The sequence below is a fragment of the uncultured Psychroserpens sp. genome (assembly GCF_947500255.1).
Lineage (GTDB): Bacteria > Bacteroidota > Bacteroidia > Flavobacteriales > Flavobacteriaceae > Psychroserpens.
In genome coordinates this window covers 955539-978534 of sequence record NZ_CANMRL010000001.1, presented here as the reverse complement: position 1 = coordinate 978534, position 22996 = coordinate 955539, and the positions used below count along the sequence as shown (strand labels likewise).

The 22996-nt window shown below is 34.2% G+C and carries 21 protein-coding genes; 11 read left to right on the top strand and 10 right to left on the bottom strand.

Going from position 1 to position 22996, the window contains the following annotated elements; all coding sequences use genetic code 11:
• Together Q0783_RS04170 and Q0783_RS04165 are read left to right on the top strand one after the other, a co-directional pair.
• Positions 1–783, top strand: a complete 783-nt coding sequence (locus Q0783_RS04170; protein ID WP_298755328.1) for a DUF4292 domain-containing protein — start codon at positions 1–3, stop codon at positions 781–783.
• On the top strand, positions 773–1990 hold the full coding sequence (locus Q0783_RS04165) for a peptidoglycan DD-metalloendopeptidase family protein (protein WP_298893512.1): 1218 nt from the start codon (positions 773–775) through the stop codon (positions 1988–1990). Before Q0783_RS04170 ends, Q0783_RS04165 begins: the two co-directional genes overlap by 11 nt.
• A gap of 95 nt (positions 1991–2085) precedes the next feature.
• Here the strand turns inward: Q0783_RS04165 and Q0783_RS04160 are convergent, their stop codons facing one another.
• From Q0783_RS04160 to Q0783_RS04150, 3 genes are all read right to left on the bottom strand, one after another.
• A complete protein-coding gene (locus Q0783_RS04160) occupies positions 2086–2298 on the bottom strand; it encodes a DUF6515 family protein (protein WP_298893510.1) in 213 nt (70 codons plus the stop codon).
• 53 nt (positions 2299–2351) lie between these two features.
• Positions 2352–2861, bottom strand: a complete 510-nt coding sequence (locus Q0783_RS04155; protein ID WP_230934535.1) for an acyl-CoA thioesterase — start codon at positions 2859–2861, stop codon at positions 2352–2354.
• A 140-nt stretch (positions 2862–3001) separates the two neighbouring features.
• Positions 3002–3940, bottom strand: a complete 939-nt coding sequence (locus Q0783_RS04150) for an SPOR domain-containing protein (RefSeq protein ID WP_298893508.1) — start codon at positions 3938–3940, stop codon at positions 3002–3004.
• Positions 3941–4037: 97 nt separating this feature from the next.
• Between Q0783_RS04150 and dprA the strand changes: the two genes are divergently transcribed.
• A complete protein-coding gene (dprA, locus tag Q0783_RS04145) occupies positions 4038–5141 on the top strand; it encodes a DNA-processing protein DprA (RefSeq protein ID WP_298893506.1) in 1104 nt (367 codons plus the stop codon).
• On the opposite strand, the gene Q0783_RS04140 is transcribed toward dprA, so the two are convergent.
• Together Q0783_RS04140 and trpS are read right to left on the bottom strand one after the other, a co-directional pair.
• The gene (locus tag Q0783_RS04140) at positions 5134–5652 is read right to left on the bottom strand and encodes a hypothetical protein (RefSeq protein WP_298893504.1); all 519 of its coding nucleotides are present in this window, start codon (positions 5650–5652) and stop codon (positions 5134–5136) included. The genes dprA and Q0783_RS04140 overlap by 8 nt on opposite strands.
• A 21-nt stretch (positions 5653–5673) precedes the next feature.
• Positions 5674–6642, bottom strand: coding sequence for a tryptophan--tRNA ligase (gene trpS / locus Q0783_RS04135; protein ID WP_298893502.1), 969 nt, complete (start codon positions 6640–6642; stop codon positions 5674–5676).
• Positions 6643–6753: 111 nt separating this feature from the next.
• Here trpS and Q0783_RS04130 point away from each other — a divergent pair, with 111 nt between their 5' ends.
• A complete protein-coding gene (locus tag Q0783_RS04130; protein WP_298893500.1) occupies positions 6754–7491 on the top strand; it encodes a lysophospholipid acyltransferase family protein in 738 nt (245 codons plus the stop codon).
• An 81-nt stretch (positions 7492–7572) separates the two neighbouring features.
• Here Q0783_RS04130 and Q0783_RS04125 read toward each other — a convergent pair whose 3' ends face one another.
• The 4 genes from Q0783_RS04125 to recA form a co-directional block, all read right to left on the bottom strand.
• The gene (locus tag Q0783_RS04125) at positions 7573–9168 is read right to left on the bottom strand and encodes a hypothetical protein (protein WP_298893498.1); all 1596 of its coding nucleotides are present in this window, start codon (positions 9166–9168) and stop codon (positions 7573–7575) included.
• Positions 9168–9710, bottom strand: a complete 543-nt coding sequence (locus Q0783_RS04120) for an RNA polymerase sigma factor (protein ID WP_298893496.1) — start codon at positions 9708–9710, stop codon at positions 9168–9170. Before Q0783_RS04120 ends, Q0783_RS04125 begins: the two co-directional genes overlap by 1 nt.
• 21 nt (positions 9711–9731) lie before the next feature.
• Positions 9732–10142 (bottom strand): hypothetical protein, encoded by a 411-nt coding sequence (locus Q0783_RS04115; RefSeq protein WP_298755311.1) that lies wholly within the window; start codon positions 10140–10142, stop codon positions 9732–9734.
• Positions 10143–10270: 128 nt separating this feature from the next.
• Positions 10271–11269, bottom strand: a complete 999-nt coding sequence (gene recA / locus Q0783_RS04110) for a recombinase RecA (RefSeq protein ID WP_298893494.1) — start codon at positions 11267–11269, stop codon at positions 10271–10273.
• 446 nt (positions 11270–11715) lie between these two features.
• On the opposite strand from recA, the gene Q0783_RS04105 reads away from it, so the two are divergent.
• From Q0783_RS04105 to Q0783_RS04080, 6 genes are all read left to right on the top strand, one after another.
• Entirely contained in the window at positions 11716–12780 is a 1065-nt protein-coding gene (locus Q0783_RS04105; protein ID WP_298893492.1) for a rhodanese-related sulfurtransferase, read from the top strand.
• A 143-nt stretch (positions 12781–12923) separates the two neighbouring features.
• The gene (gene ricT, locus Q0783_RS04100; RefSeq protein WP_298893491.1) at positions 12924–14099 is read left to right on the top strand and encodes a regulatory iron-sulfur-containing complex subunit RicT; all 1176 of its coding nucleotides are present in this window, start codon (positions 12924–12926) and stop codon (positions 14097–14099) included.
• On the top strand, positions 14086–14589 hold the full coding sequence (locus Q0783_RS04095; protein WP_298893490.1) for a gliding motility lipoprotein GldH: 504 nt from the start codon (positions 14086–14088) through the stop codon (positions 14587–14589). The genes ricT and Q0783_RS04095 overlap by 14 nt, the downstream gene beginning before the upstream one ends.
• Positions 14590–14591: 2 nt before the next feature.
• Positions 14592–16949: a transglycosylase domain-containing protein gene (locus Q0783_RS04090; RefSeq protein WP_298893489.1), complete on the top strand. Its 2358-nt coding sequence runs from the start codon at positions 14592–14594 to the stop codon at positions 16947–16949.
• 86 nt (positions 16950–17035) lie between these two features.
• Entirely contained in the window at positions 17036–17737 is a 702-nt protein-coding gene (locus tag Q0783_RS04085) for a CoA transferase subunit A (protein ID WP_298893488.1), read from the top strand.
• A gap of 2 nt (positions 17738–17739) precedes the next feature.
• Positions 17740–18393, top strand: a complete 654-nt coding sequence (locus tag Q0783_RS04080; RefSeq protein WP_298893487.1) for a 3-oxoacid CoA-transferase subunit B — start codon at positions 17740–17742, stop codon at positions 18391–18393.
• Between the two features lie 386 nt (positions 18394–18779).
• On the opposite strand, the gene Q0783_RS04075 is transcribed toward Q0783_RS04080, so the two are convergent.
• A complete protein-coding gene (locus Q0783_RS04075) occupies positions 18780–20471 on the bottom strand; it encodes an ABC transporter ATP-binding protein (protein ID WP_298893485.1) in 1692 nt (563 codons plus the stop codon).
• A gap of 167 nt (positions 20472–20638) precedes the next feature.
• On the opposite strand from Q0783_RS04075, the gene Q0783_RS04070 reads away from it, so the two are divergent.
• Entirely contained in the window at positions 20639–22861 is a 2223-nt protein-coding gene (locus Q0783_RS04070; RefSeq protein ID WP_298893483.1) for a M43 family zinc metalloprotease, read from the top strand.
• The last annotated feature ends 135 nt before the right edge of the window (positions 22862–22996 follow it).

Below are 22996 nucleotides of genomic sequence, written 5' to 3'. Positions count from 1 at the left end.
ATGAGGATTTTAAAAATCAGTTTAATTTGTCTGATCATTACATTAGGCATTTCATGTAAATCAGCACGAAGTGTTGTTGCATCAGGAAAAATAGATGATAAATTATCGGCAAAACAATTAATAAAGGAAAATGGAAAGCGTGATGCCAAGTTTAAAACACTTCAAGCTAAAGTTAAAATTGATATTATTCAGGACCTTAAAGAATCATCATATACGCTCAATCTTAGAATGGAAAAAGATAAAACCATTTGGATTAGCGCTACGCTAGGCTTAGCTAGAGCTATAATTACACCAAATAGCGTGAGATTTTATGATAAGATAAATAACCAATATTTTGATGGTGATTATAAGTTGTTGAGTGATCTCTTAGGAATTGAACTTAATTTTGATAAAGTACAGAGTTTATTAATTGGAGAGCCACTGTATGATTTAAATGATGACAAGTATATCATTTCAACTAATGAGAACTCTTATATCCTTCAACCTAAAAATCAAGACTTGTTTTTAGAGTTGTTTTTACTACTTAATCCATCACATTTTAAAATGGATTCGCAACAATTATTACAACCTTCAAAAAAACGATTCCTTCAAATAGATTATTTAGGGTATCAAAAAGTAGATAAGGAAATTTTACCTCAAAATATGAAGATCATTGCAGTAGAAGATAGCGAAGAACTCAATGTAGTGATGGAGTACAAGTCGGTCTCAGTAAACGAAGACGTTAGGTTTCCTTTTAAAATTCCATCAGGTTTTGATGAAATCATATTAGAAGATGCGAAATAGATCTATTTACATAGCGTTTCTTTTTTTACTGTTCAACAGCTTTTTTATAACAGCACAAAGTGATAAACAAAAAGCTTTAGAAGCCAAACGTGTTAAATATCAAAAGGAACTAAAGCAACTAAATGCATTATTGTTTTCTAATAAGAAAGAAGAGAAATCTGTAATTTCTTTAGTTGAAGATCTAAACTACAAAGTAAGTGTAAGGCGTAACTTAATAAAGGTCACTAATGATCAAGCTAATTTGCTAACGCGTGAGATTAATGCAAATCAGAATGAAATTTCAAGTTTGCGAGATCAGTTAACGACATTAAAAAAACAATATGCAGAGATGGTCGTGAAGTCTTACAAGAATAAATCTGAGCAGAGTCGAGTGATGTTTTTGTTATCTTCTGAAGATTTTAAACAAGCGTATAAAAGGTTACAATATATCAAGCAGTATGCAGATTATCAAAAAGAACAAGGGGATTTAATTAAGGCTAAAACTAAAAAGCTTCAAGAGTTAAATACTGATCTATTACGTCAGAAAAAAGATAAAGAACAATTGGTTGCTGAAAATAGAATTGCTAAAAAAGAACTTGAAAAAGAACTCAAAGAACAAGAAAAACTTATGGCTACCATACGAAAGAGTATGAGTTCGTATACCACTAAGATTAAAAAGAAGCAGCAGGAAATTGATGAGATCGACAGAGAGATTAATCGTATTATTAGAGAAGCTATAGCAGAATCTAATAGAAAAGCAGGAAAATCATCGTCGTCTAAAGGATTTGCTCTAACACCTGAATCTAAATTAATTGCTAAGAATTTCGCATCTAACAAAGGGAAGTTACCTTGGCCAGTTGAAAGAGGTGTGGTGAAAATCCGTTTTGGTACACAGCCTTCACCGATTGACAGAACAGTACCTATTAAAAGTAATGGTGTTAGGATCGCCACAGCTAAAAACACACAAGTAAAGGCAGTATTTAATGGCGAAGTCTCTAGAATAATTGTGGTTAAAAATGGAAACCCGATTATCATGCTTAGACATGGTAATTATATTACCATTTATAGAAACTTATCTAAGATTTACGTAAAGAAAGGTGATAAGGTGACCACAAATCAAGTGATTGGTGAAGTATTTACTAACGGACAAGGCGAAACCATTTTAGGTTTTGCCATATTTAAAGATGCCAAACCACAAAATCCAGCGAATTGGATTTACAAAATGTGATAGCATTTTGAAACACATTATTTGAGATTTACAAAATGTGATAGCATTATTGAGGATTTACAAAATGCGGCTCCATTTAAAAGAAGTTGTGAGAGCTACACTCTCGCAACCACATATCCTTTTCTAGTTTTTTTATAGTGTTTCCCATTCCAGAAGTAGTAACGCTTCCCTTTAACTCTTACAATTTTGTAATGTTTCGGAGGTGTTTTTATAACCGTTACAGTTGCAGGTCTAGCAACTACACGAGTAGCACAAGATGATGAACTTAATAGGCATACGGCCGAAAAAATAAGGATTAAAGTTCTCATAGTATTTTAGATTTGATTCTACTATAAGACTTTCTGCTTGAAAAAAGGTTTAATTATTCAAATAAAGCTTTTAATTCTGTGGCATCTGCAGGCTTCATTTTACCAGCAACAACCAAGCTTAATTGTTTACGGCGTAAAGCGGCATCATAACGTTCTTTTTCTAGTTTAGTTTCGGCAATAAGCTGAGGTACTTTTACCGGACGACCTGTTTCATCGACAGCTACAAACGTATAAATAGCTTCGTTAGCTTTAATGCATTCACCAGACTCTCTATCTTCAATCCAAACATCGAGATAAACCTCCATAGAGCTTGTAAATGCTCGGGAGACTTTAGCTTCAATAGTCACAACACTTCCTAAAGGAATAGATCTATTAAAAGCCACATGATTTACAGAAGCTGTTACCACAATTCGTCTACTATGACGACGTGCAGCAATACTAGCAGCACGATCCATTCGTGCTAAAAGTTCACCTCCAAAAAGGTTGTTTATAGGATTGGTTTCACTAGGAAGTACCAAATCGGTCATGATAGTCTTAGACTGAAAAGCTGTTCTTGGCTCCATTAAAATAGGCGTTTAATTTCGTGCAAAGGTAAGATGAATTTAAATCTTAGCTAAACGATTTAATGAAATTATAATGAAATAAAAGAAAGCTACCTTACCATCAGTTCTAGTGATTGAGAGCAAGGTAGTTGTATTGTGAATTAGTCCAATGCCTTCACCAATAACCAAGCATCGCGGTTGTGTGTACGTTTTATAGTTCTCAGGGCATTTAAAGCTTCAATTCTGTCAGTATGACTAGAATATACGACTTCATGGAGTCCGTAACGATTAACACCAATTTTACGTGCTTTAAACCCTTTGTCTCTTAGCTGCTTGACCTTTTTATCTGAGTTAGCTTCAATACGAAACGCTCCAGCTACGATATGATAGTTTCCTGTTGGCTTTTCAACTGTTAAAGTTACTGCAGGTAAAGGGTTATCAATGATAAATGTTGCTTCCTGTACTCTGGCATCTAATTGTTGATTAGCTTCATCTTGTGCTAATTCGTTGTGGTTTTCAATTTGATTTACATAATAATTAGACGCAGTAAAACCACCAAGCGTTAAAGCGATCAATGCTATAGCTGCATATTTAAGATAAGGTCTAGTTTTACGTGTTTCTGGTGTAATAGTTAACGGAATAATGTCTTCAAGCTCTTCAACCTGTTCTTTGTAAACCTCTCTGGTAATATTAGAAGACGTCAATTGAGATAAACCAAACGCATCAGTAAGGTAATTGATATGGTGAGAAGGATCGAAATTTATTTTTCCTTCAGTATTTAAAATTAAGTCACCAATATTGTGCAATGTAATTGTCTCGCCTTCAATTAAATATGATTTAATTGCTTTTACTTGTTTTGCGACTTTTTCTACAGCAACCTGATATGGTATTTTTTCAATTTCAGCTATATAATTAGCTAATAACCCGTCATTATTTTGCAATTGCTCGTTAAAAGACAATGCTTTTTTTGGTGGATAAAATGAATGTGTAGTTTCGTGCACTTTTGCCGAAACACGATGTGTTAAAAAAGCACCAAATTGAGGTACAGTAACACAATCGTATCTATATAGTAAATCGCTGATGTAAGTCTCTAATTGCATAAAAACAAAGTTAAAAATTTTTAAATGCGAATAAAACATCCCATTAAGTATTTATTAACAAGTAAATTTTGTTTCTTGCGTGTAGAAAATATACTATATGACTGATCAAGATTTAATTCATGTGCTAGCATTACAGCATATACCAAAAATAGGAGATGTAATCGCTAAGAAATTAATCAATCATTGTGGTTCTGCTGAAGGTGTTTTAAAAGAAAAGAAAGCGAATCTGCTCAAAATAGATGGTATTGGATTAACAACAATTAAGGGCATTTTTGATTCGACACATATACAAGCAGCTGAAGATGAATTGCGATTTATTAAGGCCAATGATATCGTCAGTTTGTATTTTACCGATGAAGACTACCCCGAAAAGTTAAAACACTGCATTGATAGTCCAATTTTACTATTTCAATCAGGACATATTACACTAGAGAAAAAACGAATTATTAGTATTGTTGGCACACGAAAAATTACGACCTATGGAGTTGCCTTTTGCGAAAAACTCATTGAACAACTCAGTTCTTTTGATCCAGTAATTGTTTCAGGTTTTGCTTACGGAACGGATATCACAGCTCATAAGTCTGCGATTAAAAATAATTTGCAAACCATTGGTTGTTTAGCACATGGTTTAAATCAAATTTATCCTAAATCACACAAAAAATATAGGGTTGATGTTGAAAAGCATGGTGGGTTTCTAACCGATTTTTGGAGTAGTGCAATTTTTGATAGAAATAACTTTTTAAAACGAAACCGAATTATTGCTGGTATAAGCGATGCCACCATTGTGATTGAATCTGCAGAAAAAGGTGGTAGCCTCGTTACTGCAGATATTGCGAACTCCTATAATCGTGACGTGTTTGCAGTTCCAGGTCGTGTAACCGATACCCAAAGTATTGGCTGTAATAACTTGATAAAAACGCAACAAGCGCATGTATTATCTAATCCATTAGATATTGCTTACATGCTTAATTGGCAATTGGAAGACCATAAAAAAGCACCAATACAAAAACAGTTGTTTGTAGAATTGACTTCCGAAGAAAAAGTAATTTATAAGTATCTCAAAGAAAACGGAAAGCAATTGTTAGATGTGATTGCCCTAAACTGCCAAATGCCTATTTTTAAAATTGCAAGTATGCTGTTAACAATGGAATTGAAGGGTGTGATTAGACCGTTGCCAGGAAAACTATTCGAAATTATTTAAACCAAGGTTCTACAATAAGTAATAACAGAACAAGACCATAAATAACATCTAACCAGAAATAGTGTAGCAGTCTCGCCAAGTAGATAATCAATACCAACGGAAAACCAATTAAAGCAATGTAATTTTTGTTTTTAACTTCCATGAGGCTTTGTTTCCAGAGTAAATCGCCATTTTTACTTGTAGGAAATGCATGTGCTGCAATAGAAATACCTAACCAATTAAAAACTAATCTTAAAACACCATCATTTGAATCCAGTGAATACCCCAAAACAAACATCAATATAGCAACGAGTGTTGAGATAAAAAATGGACCAATAGAAATTAAGAAGACTTTTAAATAGCTTTCTGGAATATCATGAATGACATATCCAGCAGGACTTTCAAATTGTAAATATTTCACTTCATGAACTTCTATGTCTAATAGATTGCAAACTATTTTATTTGCAAATTGATCAAAAATAATTCCAGGAAATGTTATTATTTGAATTAAAAGCCCAACGATACTACCCATATAAGTCTTGACTATATAAAATTAATATCCAACCTTTTCACGTACACGTTTCAAGACATCGTCGGCAACATGTTTTGCTTTTTGAGCTCCAACAGCTAAGGCGTCATCAATCTCGTTGAGGTTGTCCATGAAGTGGTTGTAACGTTCACGCTGTACGGTAAATTTATCTAAGACTAATTCATATAGCGCTTGTTTGGCATGGCCATAACCATAACCACCATTCTCGTAATTGGTTTTCATTGTAGCTATATCTTCTTTTGAAGCTAGTAAGCTATATAAAGCAAAACAGTTACATGTTTTCCAATCTTTAGGATCTTCAAGAGGTGTACTATCGGTTTCGATAGACATGATTTGTTTGCGCAATTTTTTTTCTGGTAAGAATATATCGATAATATTCCCTTTACTCTTGCTCATTTTAGCACCATCAGTTCCGGGAACCAACATGGTGTTTTCATGAACTTTCCCTTCAGGCATAACAAATGTGTCTCCTACTTTTGCATGAAAACGTGAGGCTACGTCTCGTGTCATTTCTATATGCTGCAGTTGATCTTTTCCTACTGGAATAATATCAGAATCATATAATAAAATGTCTGCAGCCATCAACATTGGATAGGTGAACAGTCCTGCATTAACATCTTCTAAGCGATCGGCTTTATCCTTAAAGCTATGTGCTAGAGTCAAACGTTGGTATGGGAAGAAACAGCTTAAATACCAAGATAATTCTGTTACTTGTGGAATATCACTTTGTCTATAAAATACAGTTGTATTAATATCTAATCCAAATGCCAGCCAAGTAGCAGCAGTAGAATAAGTGTTTTGGCGCAGCGTTTCAGCGTCTTTGATTTGAGTTAACGAATGCATATCTGCAATAAATAAAAACGAATCGTTTTTATCGTCATTTGCCATTTCAATAGCAGGTAAAATAGCACCTAGTATATTTCCTAAGTGAGGTGTTCCTGTACTTTGTATTCCTGTAAGTATTCTTGCCATGTTCATTTTCCGCGAAAGCAGAAATCCGTTTTAGTAAATTAAACTTATATCGTCAGCAAAGGTATTTTTTTTAATTAAATAGCTCAAAACAATTATGTACTTTTGGCGGATATGATTTTTTTTAAGTACATCTTTTGGTTAATATACCGTATTTGGTTCTACATTTTAGTAGCACTGCCTATTGTTGTACTACTTCCTATTTTGATCATTTCAATTTTAAAAGAATCTTGGTATCCATTCTTTTTTAAACTCGCTCGTTTTTGGGCGCGTTTTATTTTAATAGGTATGGGTTTTAATGTTACTATAGAATATGAAGAAACACCCGAATCGGGAAAGAGTTACATGTTTGTAGCTAATCACACATCGATGACAGATATTATGCTCATGTTAGTTACTGTAAAAAACCCATTTGTGTTTGTTGGAAAAAAAGAATTGGCAAAAATCCCATTATTCGGATTCTTTTATAAGCGTACTAGTATTCTGGTAGATAGAAGTAGCTCTAAGAGCAGGCAAGGTGTGTTTTTGAGAGCCCAAAGACGATTACAACAAGGGATGAGTATTTGTATTTTTCCTGAAGGCGGTGTACCTGATGAGCATATCGTATTAGACGAATTTAAAGATGGTGCTTTTAGAATGGCTATTAATCATCACATTCCAATTGTTCCTATTACGTTTGGCGATAATAAAAAGCGATTTCCGTATATATTTTTTAGTGGAAGTCCTGGGAAAATGAGAGCCAAAGTACATCGATTTATCTCAACCGAAGGTTTAACAACTGATGATACAAAACGTATAAATAGTGAAACACGCACCTTATTGTTAAATCAATTAGAAACGTATAATTCTTAAACAAAAAAGCTGCTCTTGGCACAGAGCAGCTTTTCGTCATCATTGCGAAGTTTGCAATAACTATCTAACCAACTAAAAAACCTAAAACTTAAAACTAAGTCCTGTATAAACACCAATGAAGAATGGTTGAAAATCACCAGACGTATCATTGAATGTGTTAATTTGATACTTGAACGTTGGTTCAAGATTAAATCGTAATTGTTTTGAAATGTTATAGTTAACTCCAATTCCGAAATTGGCACTATAACTCATATCATTAATATTTGTAGCCTCACCTAAAAGCGCTCTATCACCATTATTTTGAACCGAGTAAATTTCATTGTTACTTAAAAATAATGTGCTAAAACCACCAATAAGATTTAGGCCTATTTTTTTATCTATTAAATTGTATTCAACCTCAATAGGAACTTCAATAAAACCTAACTGTTGATCTATTGAACCTTGTTCTTTTGTAAACAAAATTTCAGGTCCAGTTGTATAGCTTATACTATTAGCACTTATAAATGTTGTTGTAGTATCGTGTAATTTAATGTTTTGTAACTGACGGCTTGAGCCAGAGCTACTTGGTCTACTAAAAGCAACAACATTATTCGTAGTATATCCTAGATCTACCTTATTAATTCCTGCTCTAATTTTTAATTTTTTATTAATCGCATAGCTACCTTTAACACCATAACTTACATTGATATCACCTTCTTTGGTATTGTTTATAAATTGATCATCAATAGGCGACCCTTTTCCTAAGGTATTAAAATAAACAGGCGCTACGTTAGGAGCGATACTCCAACGTTTTATAGGCTCTTCAGTTTCATCAACTTCATCTTTATTTTGCTCAGCTTCGGCAATTGCTTTATCGATAGCATTTTCTTCTTTAAAAGGGTCTTTTGTTTTAGATGTATCTATAGTAGTAGTCCCGTTTTCTTTTTCAGAATTATTTGCCGAAGTTACCTGAGTCTCTTTAGATGATGATGTTTCTTTAATAAGCTTGTCAATTTCAGACTTTTCCTTTTTAACAGGATTCAAATCTATATTTTTATTCGGTTTAGGCGTATTAGAGTTATTGACTACAGCATTCTTTTCGTTATCAATAGACGCCTTGGTTTTATCTTTATTCGTATTATTAAGCTTAGTGTTGTTTTGATTTGCAACAGCATTTTCTTTTAAAGATTTGTTTTTAATTAAAGAAGAGTTTTTAGATGATGATTTTTTCTCGTCTTCATTAGAAGATGCAACATTAGTTTTAGTTGTTGAATCGTCAGTAGTCGTTAAATTATCATTTAATTGTTCAGAAGAGTTATGAGTGTTTTCTCCATCTTCAGAACTATCATTATCGACAATCGGGTTCTTATCTTGATGGCTTGATGAATTTAAGTCTGAAGGATCTTCAGCATCATTACTATCATTTGTAGAATTAGTATTCGATTTATTAGTGTCAACAACTTGCTGTTCGATTGTATTATCACCATTAGTATTAAATAATGTGTTTCCTACAGTAAACAACAATAGTAATGCAGCAGCAACACCTGCTAATCGCCACCAAATAGGAATAACTCTACGTTTACGTTTGTCTTTGTGGAGTTCTTGTTCTATATTTTCCCAGACAGCCTCAGGAGGTGCAACCTCAAAATCTTTGAGTTGCTCCTTAAAGAGTTTGTCTATGTTTTTCTTTTCACTCATTATAAACTTTGCGAGTTGGGTCTCGTTTTGTATTGTTCTATTTTATCTTTTAAAATCAATCGAGCTCTAGCTAGATTTGATTTTGATGTCCCTGTCGAAATATCTAACAGGTTTGCAATTTCCTTGTGCGAATAATCGTCCAAAGCATATAAATTAAATACCAACCGATAACGATCGGGTAACTCTTGAATGATATTCAGCAAAAAATCAATACTTATATTATCATCATCAACTTCTACGCTTACATCTTCAATTTGATCTTCATTAATAATGTCAAAAACACCAGCGCTTCTATAGCGTTGAAGAGCTGTGTTGATGGTTATACGTTTCATCCAACCTTCTAAAGAGCCTTGATTTTTAAACTGATCAAACTTTTTAAAAATCGTAATGTAAGCGTCTTGCAAATTATCTTCTGCTTCTGCATAGTTACGTGAATACTTCAAGCAAATCGAAAACAGTTTACTCGCATATAGCTTATATAGTTGACTTTGTGCTTGAGCATCATTTTTTTTACATCGCTCTATGAGTTGTTCTAAACTCAAATGGTTAGGTTTAGTTAGTTTTTATTCTTCTACTGGAACTTCAACAATTAAATACGTGTCTAGACCACTCTCATCATCACCTTGCCAAAACCTAAAGGTATAAGTTCCTGTGTTAGTCACTTTAAAATTAAAAGAGACTTCTTCTTCTTCATTAAGATCATTACAGCCATTATCTGGAAATACAGCTGTAACAATTGCAATATCACGTTGATTTAAATCACTTTCATAAAATAAGTTATTGTAAACATGGCAATCTGTTGGCTTAATGTAAGTCAACAAAATCTCGTAGGTTTCACCAAATTGAAATGTTTCTGGAATAACCACAGATTCAATAGGTAGCGCTTCATAATAAAAATTTGGGTTGTTGTCATCAGAGATATCACATGAGAACAACGAAAACATTAAAAAACTTAATAAAAATATCTTTTTCATATTCATTTAAAATTTAGAAATACGTATCGATTTCTATTATTAGATGCACAACATAACAAAAGGTTGCGTCTAAAAACAAAAAAAATCCCAAAAAGAGGGATTTTTTTATATTATGTTAGTCTTTCGACTTAAGAATTGATGTTTTCTCGAACTTTTTCTTCGAGCTCTTCCATCAATTCTGGATTATCTTTTATTAATGCTTTAACGGCATCTCTACCTTGACCTAACTTGGTGTCACCATAGCTAAACCATGAGCCACTTTTTTTAATAATTTCAAGTTCTACGGCAATATCTAATATTTCACCTACTTTAGAAATACCTTCACCATACATAATATCGAACTCACACATTTTAAAAGGAGGAGCTACTTTATTTTTCACCACTTTAACTCTTGTTTTGTTTCCTGCAACATTACCATCAGACTCTTTTATCTGTGTAGATCGTCTAATATCTAATCTAACTGAAGCATAAAATTTAAGTGCATTTCCACCAGTGGTCGTTTCGGGATTTCCAAACATCACACCAATTTTTTCACGTAATTGATTAATGAAAATTACGGTACAATTAGTTTTACTTATAGAACCTGTTAATTTCCTAAGTGCTTGAGACATTAAACGTGCATGCAATCCCATTTTAGAGTCTCCCATTTCGCCTTCAATTTCACTTTTAGGTGTTAATGCAGCAACCGAATCGATCACTACAATGTCAATCGCTCCTGAACGAATCAAATTATCTGCAATCTCTAAAGCTTGCTCGCCATTATCAGGTTGAGATATGATGAGGTTATCGATGTCTACATTTAAATTCTCAGCATATGTTCTATCAAAGGCATGCTCTGCATCAATAAAGGCAGCTATACCTCCAGCTTTTTGAGCTTCGGCAATAGCATGTAAGGTTAATGTGGTTTTACCAGATGATTCTGGACCATATATTTCTATCACTCTTCCTCTAGGATAACCACCAACGCCTAAAGCGATATCTAGTCCTAAAGATCCCGAAGAAATTGCATCTACATCAACGACTGCTTGGTCGCTCATTTTCATAACAGTTCCTTTTCCATAGGCCTTGTCTAGTTTGTCTAAAGTTAGTTTTAATGCTTTTAATTTTGCGTCTTTTTCACTGCTCATCGATCTGAATATTTTTAATTGAATACTTGTTTGAAGCGGGTAGCTAAAATACAATAACTTTTAATTTTTTTTAGGGTTATGACGCAACCTTTTTAAACTTTTTGCATCTACTAATTGAGATTGGGAAATCTTGCTATGATAACCAAGCCTTAACTGGCTTATCCTAAATTCAATTCTTACAGAGGAATGAGATTTTTTAGAAAAATTATTTTTAACAAGACATTAGGTGTTTCAGGAGCTGTAACAGTAAACAGTAACTGTAAAGCCGATGGAGGCTAACTCGTATTATTTTTAAGATGAACATTTTAAAATATTAATAACGAGTTAGTCCTCAAAAAAGCCCTTTAGTCAAACTAAAGGGCTTTTTTATGCTGTTAATTTGTTTTTCTACTAAAAATAATACCTTTGCAACTTAAATTAATCTTTAACCTTAAAATTGGTATAGCATGCAACTGTACAATAACTTAAGTGCTAAAGAAAGAGCAGAACTTATCGAACAAGCGGGAAAAGAACGCTTGACCATCTCTTTCTATAAGTACGCCAAAATTGGCAACACCGAAATTTTTAGAAACCACCTGTTTTTAGCTTGGGACGAACAAGAGGTCTTAGGCCGCATTTATGTTGCTCATGAAGGAATCAACGCGCAATTATCTGTTCCTGCAGAAAATTTTGAAACTTTTAAAAACCACTTAGATACGATTACCTTTTTAGAAAATGTAAGACTAAATATTGCTGTCGAGCATGATAACTTTGCCTTTTTAAAACTGAAAGTGAAAGTGCGTAAAAAAATTGTAGCAGATGGTTTAAACGACGATACTTTTGATGTCACCAATAAAGGCGTTCATGTAGGTGCCAAAAAATTCAACGAACTCATAGAAGACCCAAATACTGTTTTGGTTGATATGCGAAATCATTATGAAAGTGAGATTGGTCATTTTAAAAATGCGGTAACACCAGATGTAGATACGTTTAGAGAGTCGTTAGATCTCATTGAAGAAGATTTAAAAGAACATAAAGAAGATAAAAATCTTGTAATGTACTGTACTGGCGGAATTCGATGTGAAAAAGCTAGTGCGTATTACAAACATAGAGGGTTCAAAAATGTGTTTCAATTAGAAGGCGGTATTATCAATTATGTGAGGCAAGTAGAAGCTAATGACTTAGAGAATAAATTTCTAGGTAAAAACTTTGTGTTTGATCAAAGACGATCAGAACGTATTAGTGATCATGTTATTGCTAATTGCCACCAATGTGGTGAACCTGCAGATCTGCATACCAATTGTGCTAATGAAGCTTGTCATTTACTGTTCATTCAGTGTGATACATGTAAGGAAAAAATGGAAAATTGTTGTTCTACATCGTGTATGGAAGTCAATAGACTGCCTTATGAAGAACAAAAAGCATTACGAAAAGGTCAAGGGAATAGTAACGACATCTTCAAAAAAGGTCGTGCAGATCACCTGCCTTATAAAAAGGATTTGAGAAATATTTTTGACTCATTTTCTAAATAAGCTAGATAGCCTCAATTAGTATAAGTTTAAGACTTAGATGCTCATTTATTTTACTTAATAAATAATAGTATCTTTACATTTGAAAATAAATACTAATCGTCATTCGGCAACTATCTAAGTTGCCGAATTATATATAAAATTTCATGAGTTGTAACAGTTGCTCAACTGGAAAGGATGGACAACCAAAAGGATGCAAAAACAATGGTACCTGCGGCACAGATAGCTGTAATAAACTTACTGTTTTTGATTGGTTGGCCAATATGTCGTTACCACAAGGACAAGAACCCTTTAAAGGGATTGAAGTTCGTTTTAAAAACGGACGCAAACAATACTATAGAAATACCGAAAACCTTACACTAAGCATAGGAGATATTGTAGCTACACAAGCTAAATCTGGTCATGATATTGGCATGGTAACACTTACGGGAGAGTTAGTGAGGGTACAGATGAAGCGTAAAAAAATCAATATCGACGACGAAGAAAATGTCTTGAAAATTTATCGCAAGGCTAGTCAGAAAGATATCGACATTTGGTCTTCAGCACGAGATAAAGAAGAGCCAATGAAAGTCAAGGCAAGACAATTTGCAATTGATTTAAAGCTTCAGATGAAAATCTCAGATATCGAATATCAAGGCGATGCAAGTAAAGCGACATTCTACTATACGGCAGAAGAACGTGTAGATTTCAGAGAGCTTATCAAAGTATTTGCTCGCGAATTTAGAACACGTATTGAAATGAAACAAGTTGGCTTTCGTCAAGAAGCTGCGCGATTAGGAGGTATTGGTTCTTGTGGAAGAGAATTATGTTGTTCAACTTGGTTGACCGATTTTAGGTCGGTAAGCACGTCTGCCGCACGATATCAGCAATTGTCTTTAAACCCATTAAAGCTTGCAGGCCAATGTGGAAAACTAAAATGCTGTTTAAATTACGAGCTTGATGCGTATTTAGATGCTCTAAAAGCATTTCCAAAAACAGAAACAAGATTATATACAGAGAAAGGAAAAGCTGTTTGTCAAAAAACAGATATTTTCAAAGGGCATATGTGGTATGCTTATGAAGGTGAATGGATGAATTGGCATAAATTAACTACAACTCAAGCCAATGAAATTATAGAAAAAAACAAGCAAAAAGAAAAAGTAGCTAGTTTAGAAGAATACGCTTCAGAACTAATTGAAGATACTAAAACAGAGTTTGAAAACGTTGTTGGTCAAGATAGTTTAACGCGCTTTGATAATCCAAAACGTAAAAACAAACGTAGAAATAATAAGGGGAAACAGAGACGACGTCATAAATCGAATAATAACAATGCAAAAAAATAAGTATTGGATCATTTGTTTATTAGTAGTAGTCATTACAATCTCTTGTGACTCTAGCCGAGTGTTTGACGAATACAAATCTGTTCCTGATCAATGGGATAAGGATAATTTGATTGAATTTAAGGTCACACCTCCAGATTCAATAAATAGCTATAATTTATTCGTTAATTTGAGAAACACCGAAGATTATAAATACAGTAATTTATTTCTTATAATCGAACTTAATTACCCAAACGGAAAAACCTTAAAAGATACTCTAGAGTATGAAATGGCAAATCCTGACGGAACATTTTTGGGAACAGGTTTTACCGATGTTAAAGAAAATAAATTGTGGTATAAAGGTTATGAAAACCCTTTTATTTTTGATGAATTGGGAGAATATACAATCAATATACAGCACGCCATGAGACAAAATGGAAGTGTTGATGGTATTAACAAATTAGAAGGGATTACAGATATAGGTTTTAGAATAGAGCATTCAAAAACAAATTGATTATGGCAAAAAAAACAACGACAAAAAAGAAGGCTACTAATAACACAGCTCAAGATTTTTCAAAATATGTAAGACGTTTTTGGATGATTTTTGCAGGAGGTGTTTTCGCATTCTTCTTAATGTTTTTACTAGCATCATGGGGTTTATTAGGCGATATGCCCGATCACACAATTCTTGAAAACCCTAAAACATTTTTAGCAACTGAGATTATTTCTTCAGACGATAAGACTTTAGGCAAATTTTACCTAGACGATAATAGAACTCCTGTTGATTACGATGAATTACCTAAGAACTTGGTCGATGCCTTAGTGGCTACTGAAGACATTAGGTATTATGAGCATGCTGGTATTGATCTTAGAGGAACCTTAAGGGCTATTGTAAAAATGGGAAGAGGCGGCGGAGCAAGTACTGTTTCTCAGCAATTAGCCAAACAGTTGTTTACAAAGCAAGTGTCTTCTAACAAGTTTCAACGTATTTTTCAAAAAGTGAGAGAATGGGTTATTGCTATTCGATTAGAACGTCAGTATACTAAAGAGGAAATTATTGCCATGTACTTCAATATTTATGACTTCGGAAATAATGCCGATGGGATTAGAAGTGCATCTCGTATTTATTTTGGAAAAGAGCCTAAAGACCTTGATTTAAAAGAATCTGCAATGTTGGTTGGGATGTTTAAAAATTCATCATTGTACAACCCAATACCATCTCGAAATCCTATTGGAGTTAAAAACAGACGTAATGTTGTTTTTGCTCAAATGCATAAATATGAATACATTTCAGAAACAGAAAAAGATAGTCTTCAAGCAACAGAATTAGATCTTAATTTTTCTCCAGAAACACATCGAGAAGGAACGGCAACTTATTTTAGAGCGTATCTCGATAAGTTTATGAAAGACTGGATTAAAAACAATCCAAAGCCAGACGGCGAGACATATAATTTGTATAATGACGGACTCAAAATTTACACAACCATCGATTCGCGTATGCAGAAATATGCTGAAGATGCCGTAGCACGTCATATGCCTAGGTTACAAGCAGAGTTTGATAATCAAAATACACCTAAGCGTAATAAAACAGCACCTTTTTTAGAACTTGATGAAAAAGAAATTAAAGACTTAATGAACCGAAGCATGACACGATCAGAACGTTGGCGTGTTATGAAAGCCAATGGTAAGTCTGAAAAAGAAATTAGAGACTCTTTTCAAAAGCCAACCCAAATGAGCGTATTTGCTTGGATTGACGGAAAGCCTAGCGAAATAGATACGGTTATGAAACCTATTGATTCTATGCGTTATTATAAATCTTTCCTACAGCCTGGAATGATGTCTATGGATCCTCAAACAGGCCATGTAAAAGCTTGGGTAGGCGGTATGAATTTTAGACACTTCCAGTATGATCATGTAAAATTAGGTAAGCGCCAAGTAGGTTCAACATTCAAACCATTTGTATATGCTACGGCAGTTGATCAATTGCATTTATCACCATGTGATACGATACCAAGACAACAAATTACTATTGAAGCTGATAAATATGGAAATCCAGAACCTTGGACGGCAAAAAACTCAGATGGTCGATATGATGGTTTCTTGACATTGAAAGATGCTCTAGCCAATTCGGTTAATACAGCAACCGCTCGTTTAATGGATAAAGTTGGACCAGAACCAGTAATTGATATGGCCAGAAATTTAGGAGTTGATTCTGATATACCTCCTGTACCTGCAATAGCATTAGGTACTCCAGATATTAGCGTTTATGAAATGGTGGCAGCCTATTCTACGTTTGCAAATAAAGGTGTATATAACAAACCAGTTATGGTCACACGAATTGAAGACAAAAACGGAACAGTCTTATATCAATTCACTCCAGAGACCAAAGATGTTTTGAGTGCCGAAGTAGCTTATACAACCGTTAATTTAATGCAAGGTGTTGTAGAATCTGGTTCAGGAAGTAGATTAAGAGGTAGTTGGAGAGCGAGTCAAACACTATACAAAGAAATCATTACTGGATATCCATACGAATTGAATAATCCAATAGCAGGTAAAACAGGGACAACTCAAAATCAAAGTGATGGCTGGTTTATGGGAATGGTTCCAAACCTAGTTACAGGTGTTTGGGTTGGTGCTGAAGATAGAGCGGCACACTTTAAAACGATTGCTTATGGTCAAGGAGCTTCTATGGCCTTACCAATCTGGGCTTTGTATATGAAGGCATGTTATGCAGATGAAGAACTGGGGATTTCAAAAGATAATTTCGAAAAACCAGCGAACCTTTCTATTGAAGTAGATTGTAGTAAGTGGAAAGGTAATGATGGAGAAGGTACAGATCCTTCAGATGAGCTTGATGATGTACTCGATTTTTAAAGCTTTATTTTATTATAAAATCGCAAGCCATTCATTTTTGAATGGCTTTTTTATTTCGTAATTTTCCAATGCTAAATTAAAGACAAATGATTAGTAAAAAAGTAGCTAATGTCCAAGAGGCACTTAAAGGTGTTGCAGATAATATGACATTTATGTTTGGTGGCTTTGGATTATCAGGAATTCCTGAAAACTCTATTGCCGAACTAGTGCGTTTAGGTGTCAAAGGCCTAAAATGTATTTCTAATAATGCAGGTGTAGATGATTTTGGTTTGGGCTTATTATTACAGGGCAAGCAAATAGATAAAATGACGTCTTCATACGTTGGAGAAAATGACGAGTTTGAAAGACAGATGTTGTCTGGAGAATTAGAGGTTGAGTTGATTCCTCAAGGCACCTTAGCTGAGCGCTGTAGAGCTGCGCAAGCAGGTTTTCCAGCGGTATATACTCCAGCAGGTTATGGAACTGAAGTTGCTGAAGGTAAAGAAACCAGAGAGTTTGATGGAAAAATGTATGTGTTAGAGTATGCTTTTAAAGCAGACTTCGCTTTTGTGAAAGCATGGAAAGGTGATGAAGCAGGGAACCTCGTTTTTAAAGGAACTGCTAGAAACTTTAATCCCAATATGTGCGGCGCAGCTAAAATAACTGTTGCTGAAGTTGAAGAATTAGTTCCGGTTGGAACATTAGACCCCAACCAAATTCATATTCCAGGTATTTTCGTTAAGCGTATTTTTCAAGGAGAACGTTATGAAAAAAGAATCGAGCAACGAACTGTTAGACAAAGAGATTAATTATGTTAGATAAAAATGGAATCGCAAAACGAATAGCGAAAGAAGTTCAAGATGGTTATTATGTTAATCTTGGTATTGGTATCCCAACACTAGTAGCTAACTACGTGCGAGATGATATAGAAGTTGAGTTTCAAAGTGAAAATGGTGTGTTGGGAATGGGACCGTTTCCTTTTGAAGGTGATGAGGATGCAGATATAATTAATGCTGGAAAGCAAACGATTACCACATTACCAGGTGCTAGTTTTTTTGATTCGGCAACTAGCTTTTCGATGATACGAGGACAACATGTAGATTTAACTATTCTAGGTGCAATGGAAGTTGCAGAAAACGGAGATATTGCCAATTGGAAGATCCCTGGAAAAATGGTTAAAGGCATGGGAGGAGCTATGGATCTTGTAGCTAGCGCAGAGAATATTATAGTCGCCATGATGCATACAAATAGAGCAGGCGCTTCTAAATTATTAAAGCGATGTTCTCTTCCTTTGACTGGTGTAGGCTGCGTAAAAAAAATAGTGACAAATCTTGCAGTTTTAGAAGTAACTGCTAACGGATTTAAACTTTTAGAACGTGCTCCAGGAGTTTCTGTAGATGATATAAAAAATGCGACAGAAGGGACTTTAATTATTGAAGGCGATATTCCCGAAATGAATTTATAAAAAGAAGATTTCTATAAAAACATGAAGCCACTTTTTAAGTGGCTTTTTTATTATCAAATAAAAAAAGAATAATATTAATTGTAGGAAAATTCTATTTTACAATAGATAAATGTTAAAAAAAGATGTATTTCATCGATTAATTATGTGTTTTAACTGATTAATTGAAAATAAGTTTCATATTAGCAGAACCAAATCGAAACAACCAAATTTACTATTTACTAACATTTATGATTTGCCCCAAATCTATCATAAATTTTAACCGAATGAACTTTTTTGCCCCAAATCTACCAAAACCTACACCTACTGAAAACAAGTTTATAACTGGTTTTCAAAACACCCTAAGATTGCTCAAAAACATCTTAACTTTAACTAAAAAAATATTCATGCTATAGCCCTTTTGGAATAGCATGAATAAGTTTTTTAGTGTATTCTTTTTTCGGATTATTGTAGATTTCATCTGCATCATCTAGTTCTTCAATTTCACCTTTATTCATAACAATCAATTGATCTGACATGTATTTCACAACTGCCAAGTCATGAGATATAAAGATGTATGTGAAACTATAATTATCTTTAAGGTCGTTCAATAAATTTAGTACTTGAGCCTGAACAGAAATGTCTAAAGCAGAAACTGATTCGTCGCAAATTATGAGTTGAGGTTTTAAGGCAATCGCTCTAGCGATTCCAATTCGTTGTCGTTGTCCACCAGAAAATTCATGAGGGTATCGATTGAAATAGGTGTCGTCCAATCCAACTTTTAAAAGTAGTTCTAAAACAATTGTTTTTCTGTCTTTGTCATTACTTCCAATACCATGAACTTTCATAGGTTCCATAATCGCTTTACCTACTGTAAGCCTCGGATTTAAAGATGCATAAGGATCTTGAAATATGATTTGAATATCTTTTCTAAGTTTTCGTATGGCACTCTTAGAGAGCTTAGTAATATCCTCTCCTTTATAGAGTATAGAACCAGCAGTAGCTTTATCTAATTGTAAGATGGCATTTGAAAGTGTTGACTTACCACAACCAGATTCCCCTACTAAGCCTAGGGTTTCTCCTTTATATAATTTAAACGATACATTATTAACAGCCTTAAAAGATTCAGGTTTTGAAAACCAACCCGATTTTGAGACGAATTCCTTTTCTAGGTTTTTAACTTCCAAAAGAGGGAGCTCATTATAGATTTGTTTATGCTGTAACGCTCTTTCTTCCGAAGTAATAATTTCAGAATTTGTCGTACCACTTATAAAATCATCAATGGTTGGTAATTGTTTTAATCGACTATCCATAGAAGGTCTAGAGTTTATCAACGCTCTTGTATATAGTTGTTCGGGAGATTTAAAAATATGAGATACATTACCTTGTTCTACAATATCTCCTTTATACATTACCACAATGCGATCTGCAATTTCGGAAACCAATGATAAGTCGTGCGAAATGAAAATAATACTCATCTGTTCTTCTTGTTGTAACTGTTTTAATAGTGAAATAATTTCTTTTTGTACAGTCACATCTAGTGCAGTAGTAGGCTCATCGGCAATTAGAATTTTTGGCTTACACGAAATAGCCATAGCAATCATGACACGTTGTTTTTGTCCGCCAGAAATTTCATGAGGATATGCTTTATAAATACGTTGAGGTAAAGGGAGTCTTACTTTTTCAAAAAGTGATAAAGTCTCAGTTTTAGCCTCAGATCTTGAAAGTTGAGTGTGTCGCAATACTATTTCACAAACTTGCTCTCCACAGGTCATCGAAGGGTTTAAAGAACTCATGGGTTCTTGGAAAATCATAGCGATTTCTTTACCTCTTATATTCTGAAACTGTTTTTGATTGAGTAAGGTGAGGTCTTGTGCATTAAATTGTATTGATCCTTGGGTGATTTTTGAGATATTCTTCGGAAGTAAACCCAAAATAGCCAAAGAGGAAACCGATTTTCCAGAGCCTGATTCTCCAACAATACCCAAGACTTCATTTGTATGCAAATGATATGATATGTTGTGAATGATCTCATTTTCAGTTTCTTCGGAAAAAAAAGAAATAGAGAGGTCATTTATGTCTAACAATTTATGTTTTTGCATAGGTAAATGTAGTCAATTTCTGTTATTGATTTACGGAAAAACCGTAACCAATTTTTTTATGATTGCAGTTCAACGAAAACGCAATAGTTAAATTTTGATATTAACAAAATTTTAATACTTTCACGATCGAAAATTTAACATTAATACTAATTTTTTAAACAATTAACATGAAAAAAACATTTACACTAACACTATTGTGCTTTCTATCAATGTTTTCCGTTTTTGCTCAAGAGACCCTTGAACGAAATTGTGGAGCGATGGAAAACTTAGAATTAAGAAAACAATTAGACCCAGGCTTAGAAGCTCGAATGCAGAAAATTGAAACGTTTACTCAAAACAAGGTTCAAGAAATGCAAATGAATAGAGTTGATGGAAACATCATTACTATTCCAGTAGTGGTACATGTTTTATATCGTAATAGCACTGAAAATATTAGTGTTGCACAAATCCAATCACAACTAGACGTTTTAAATGAAGATTTTAGACGAACAAATCCAGATGCTGATAATACATGGTCTCAAGCTGCAGATTCTGAGATAGAGTTCTGTTTAGTAACGGTAGATCCAAATGGAAATGCAACGACTGGTATCACAAGAAAGTCAACAACACGACAAGATTGGGGAACGAGTGATGATATGAAAAGATCATCTTCTGGAGGTGTTGATCCATGGAATACAAGTGAGTATTTAAATATGTGGATTGTACCAAGAATGACAAGTGGAGGAAGAACAATTTTAGGATACGCACAATTCCCTGGAGGTAATGCTGCAACTGATGGAGTTGTAATGGCTTACAATTACTTTGGAAGAGTAGGAAATGTTTCTGCACCTTTTGATGGTGGTCGTACAACGACTCACGAGGTAGGTCACTATTTTAATCTACGTCACATTTGGGGAGATTCTAACTGTGGAAATGATTTTGTAGCAGATACACCTACACACCAAACTTCTAATGGTGGATGTCCTGTTGGACAAGTATCTTGTGGTTCTACCGATATGGTACAGAACTATATGGATTATACTGACGATTCTTGTATGAACTTATTCACTCAAGGTCAAAAAGATAGAATGCGTGCAGTTTTAGAAGCTGGAGGCGTGAGAAGAAGCTTAGCTTTATCTGATAAATGTGGTGGTGGAGCACCAACACCAACATGTACAGATGGTATCCAAAATGGAGATGAAACAGGAGTAGATTGTGGAGGTTCATCATGTGCGCCTTGTCAAACAGCTTGCTCTGATAATGAAGTTAATTTATCAATTACTTTCGATAACTACCCAGAAGAAACTGCTTGGACATTAACAAACAGTGGAGGACAAACAGTAGCCTCTGGAGGAACATATGGTAGCCAAGCAGATGGTTCTACATATACAGAAGATTTATGTTTACCTGATGGATGTTATACATTTACAATCACAGATGTTTATGGAGATGGTATCTGCTGTTCTTACGGAAATGGTTCTTACAGCCTTACAGGTTCATCTGGAGTTCTTGCTTCTGGAGGATCGTTCACAAGCTCTCAAGCAACAGACTTCTGCTTAGGAGGAGCACCAGCACCAACATGTACAGATGGTATTCAAAATGGCGATGAAACAGGAGTAGATTGTGGCGGTTCATCATGTGCACCTTGTTCAACACCAGGAACAACAGTTTTAAGTGAAGGTTACTTCGAGACTGGATGGGACGGATGGTCTGATGGTGGTAGTGACTGCTTTAGATACAGTGGTACTAGATCTTATGAAGGTAACTACTCAATTAGATTAAGAGACAATTCAGGAACGGCTTCAGCAATGACATCTTCAGCTTTAGATTTAACATCTTATGATCAAGTAGAAGTAGAATTCTATTTCTATGCAAACAGCATGGAAGCAGGAGAAGATTTCTGGTTACGTTACTATAATGGATCGTCTTATAGCACTGTCGCATCTTATGCTAGTGGAACTAACTTTAATAACAATACGTTCTATACAGCTACAGTAACATTAAATGCTTCAGATGTTAATTTTGCATCTAATTCTAGATTTAGATTCCAGTGTGATGCGTCAGCTAACGCAGATCAAGTCTATATTGATCAAGTAACTATTAGAGGTATAAATGGTTCTGGTAGAGTAGATACTATTAGAGCGCTTGGAACGGATCATAGACCAGATAATTCATTTATGTCTGAGGAAGATTTCATTATCCACCCTAACCCAGTAAAAGGAAACACATTATTTGTGAAGTTACCAGGAAATGTAAGTGCTTCTTATAGAATCATGAACATGTTAGGTCAAACAATGATGAAAGGAGATTCTGTAAAAGAAATTAATGTTTCTAGTCTGAAATCAGGAATGTATTTCATTGAAGTTAATGATGGTGAAGAAACAATGACCAAAAAATTCATTAAGCAATAAACACTAACCGTTTACTTAATGTTAAAAGTCCAGATTTTATTATCTGGACTTTTTTTATGAATTTTTCAAGCTTTGTAAGTAAAATCTGAAAATGACTTACGGAAAAACCACAAATATTACATAAAACGTAAAATT

What these genes read in the sequence shown, in the direction of transcription:
- Q0783_RS04170 (WP_298755328.1), top strand. Translation starts at nt 1, where the DNA reads ATGAGGATTTTAAAAATCAGTTTAATTTGTCTGATCATTACATTAGGC.
- Q0783_RS04095 (WP_298893490.1), top strand. Translation starts at nt 14,086, where the DNA reads ATGCAAAAAAATAAGTATTGGATCATTTGTTTATTAGTAGTAGTCATT.
- Q0783_RS04075 (WP_298893485.1), bottom strand. Translation starts at nt 20,471, where the DNA reads ATGCAAAAACATAAATTGTTAGACATAAATGACCTCTCTATTTCTTTT.
- Q0783_RS04160 (WP_298893510.1), bottom strand. Translation starts at nt 2,298, where the DNA reads ATGAGAACTTTAATCCTTATTTTTTCGGCCGTATGCCTATTAAGTTCA.
- Q0783_RS04070 (WP_298893483.1), top strand. Translation starts at nt 20,639, where the DNA reads ATGAAAAAAACATTTACACTAACACTATTGTGCTTTCTATCAATGTTT.
- Q0783_RS04165 (WP_298893512.1), top strand. Translation starts at nt 773, where the DNA reads ATGCGAAATAGATCTATTTACATAGCGTTTCTTTTTTTACTGTTCAAC.
- Q0783_RS04085 (WP_298893488.1), top strand. Translation starts at nt 17,036, where the DNA reads ATGATTAGTAAAAAAGTAGCTAATGTCCAAGAGGCACTTAAAGGTGTT.
- Q0783_RS04080 (WP_298893487.1), top strand. Translation starts at nt 17,740, where the DNA reads ATGTTAGATAAAAATGGAATCGCAAAACGAATAGCGAAAGAAGTTCAA.
- Q0783_RS04115 (WP_298755311.1), bottom strand. Translation starts at nt 10,142, where the DNA reads ATGAAAAAGATATTTTTATTAAGTTTTTTAATGTTTTCGTTGTTCTCA.
- dprA (WP_298893506.1), top strand. Translation starts at nt 4,038, where the DNA reads ATGACTGATCAAGATTTAATTCATGTGCTAGCATTACAGCATATACCA.
- Q0783_RS04130 (WP_298893500.1), top strand. Translation starts at nt 6,754, where the DNA reads ATGATTTTTTTTAAGTACATCTTTTGGTTAATATACCGTATTTGGTTC.
- Q0783_RS04090 (WP_298893489.1), top strand. Translation starts at nt 14,592, where the DNA reads ATGGCAAAAAAAACAACGACAAAAAAGAAGGCTACTAATAACACAGCT.
- Q0783_RS04150 (WP_298893508.1), bottom strand. Translation starts at nt 3,940, where the DNA reads ATGCAATTAGAGACTTACATCAGCGATTTACTATATAGATACGATTGT.
- Q0783_RS04125 (WP_298893498.1), bottom strand. Translation starts at nt 9,168, where the DNA reads ATGAGTGAAAAGAAAAACATAGACAAACTCTTTAAGGAGCAACTCAAA.
- ricT (WP_298893491.1), top strand. Translation starts at nt 12,924, where the DNA reads ATGAGTTGTAACAGTTGCTCAACTGGAAAGGATGGACAACCAAAAGGA.
- recA (WP_298893494.1), bottom strand. Translation starts at nt 11,269, where the DNA reads ATGAGCAGTGAAAAAGACGCAAAATTAAAAGCATTAAAACTAACTTTA.
- Q0783_RS04105 (WP_298893492.1), top strand. Translation starts at nt 11,716, where the DNA reads ATGCAACTGTACAATAACTTAAGTGCTAAAGAAAGAGCAGAACTTATC.
- Q0783_RS04155 (WP_230934535.1), bottom strand. Translation starts at nt 2,861, where the DNA reads ATGGAGCCAAGAACAGCTTTTCAGTCTAAGACTATCATGACCGATTTG.
- Q0783_RS04140 (WP_298893504.1), bottom strand. Translation starts at nt 5,652, where the DNA reads ATGGGTAGTATCGTTGGGCTTTTAATTCAAATAATAACATTTCCTGGA.
- trpS (WP_298893502.1), bottom strand. Translation starts at nt 6,642, where the DNA reads ATGGCAAGAATACTTACAGGAATACAAAGTACAGGAACACCTCACTTA.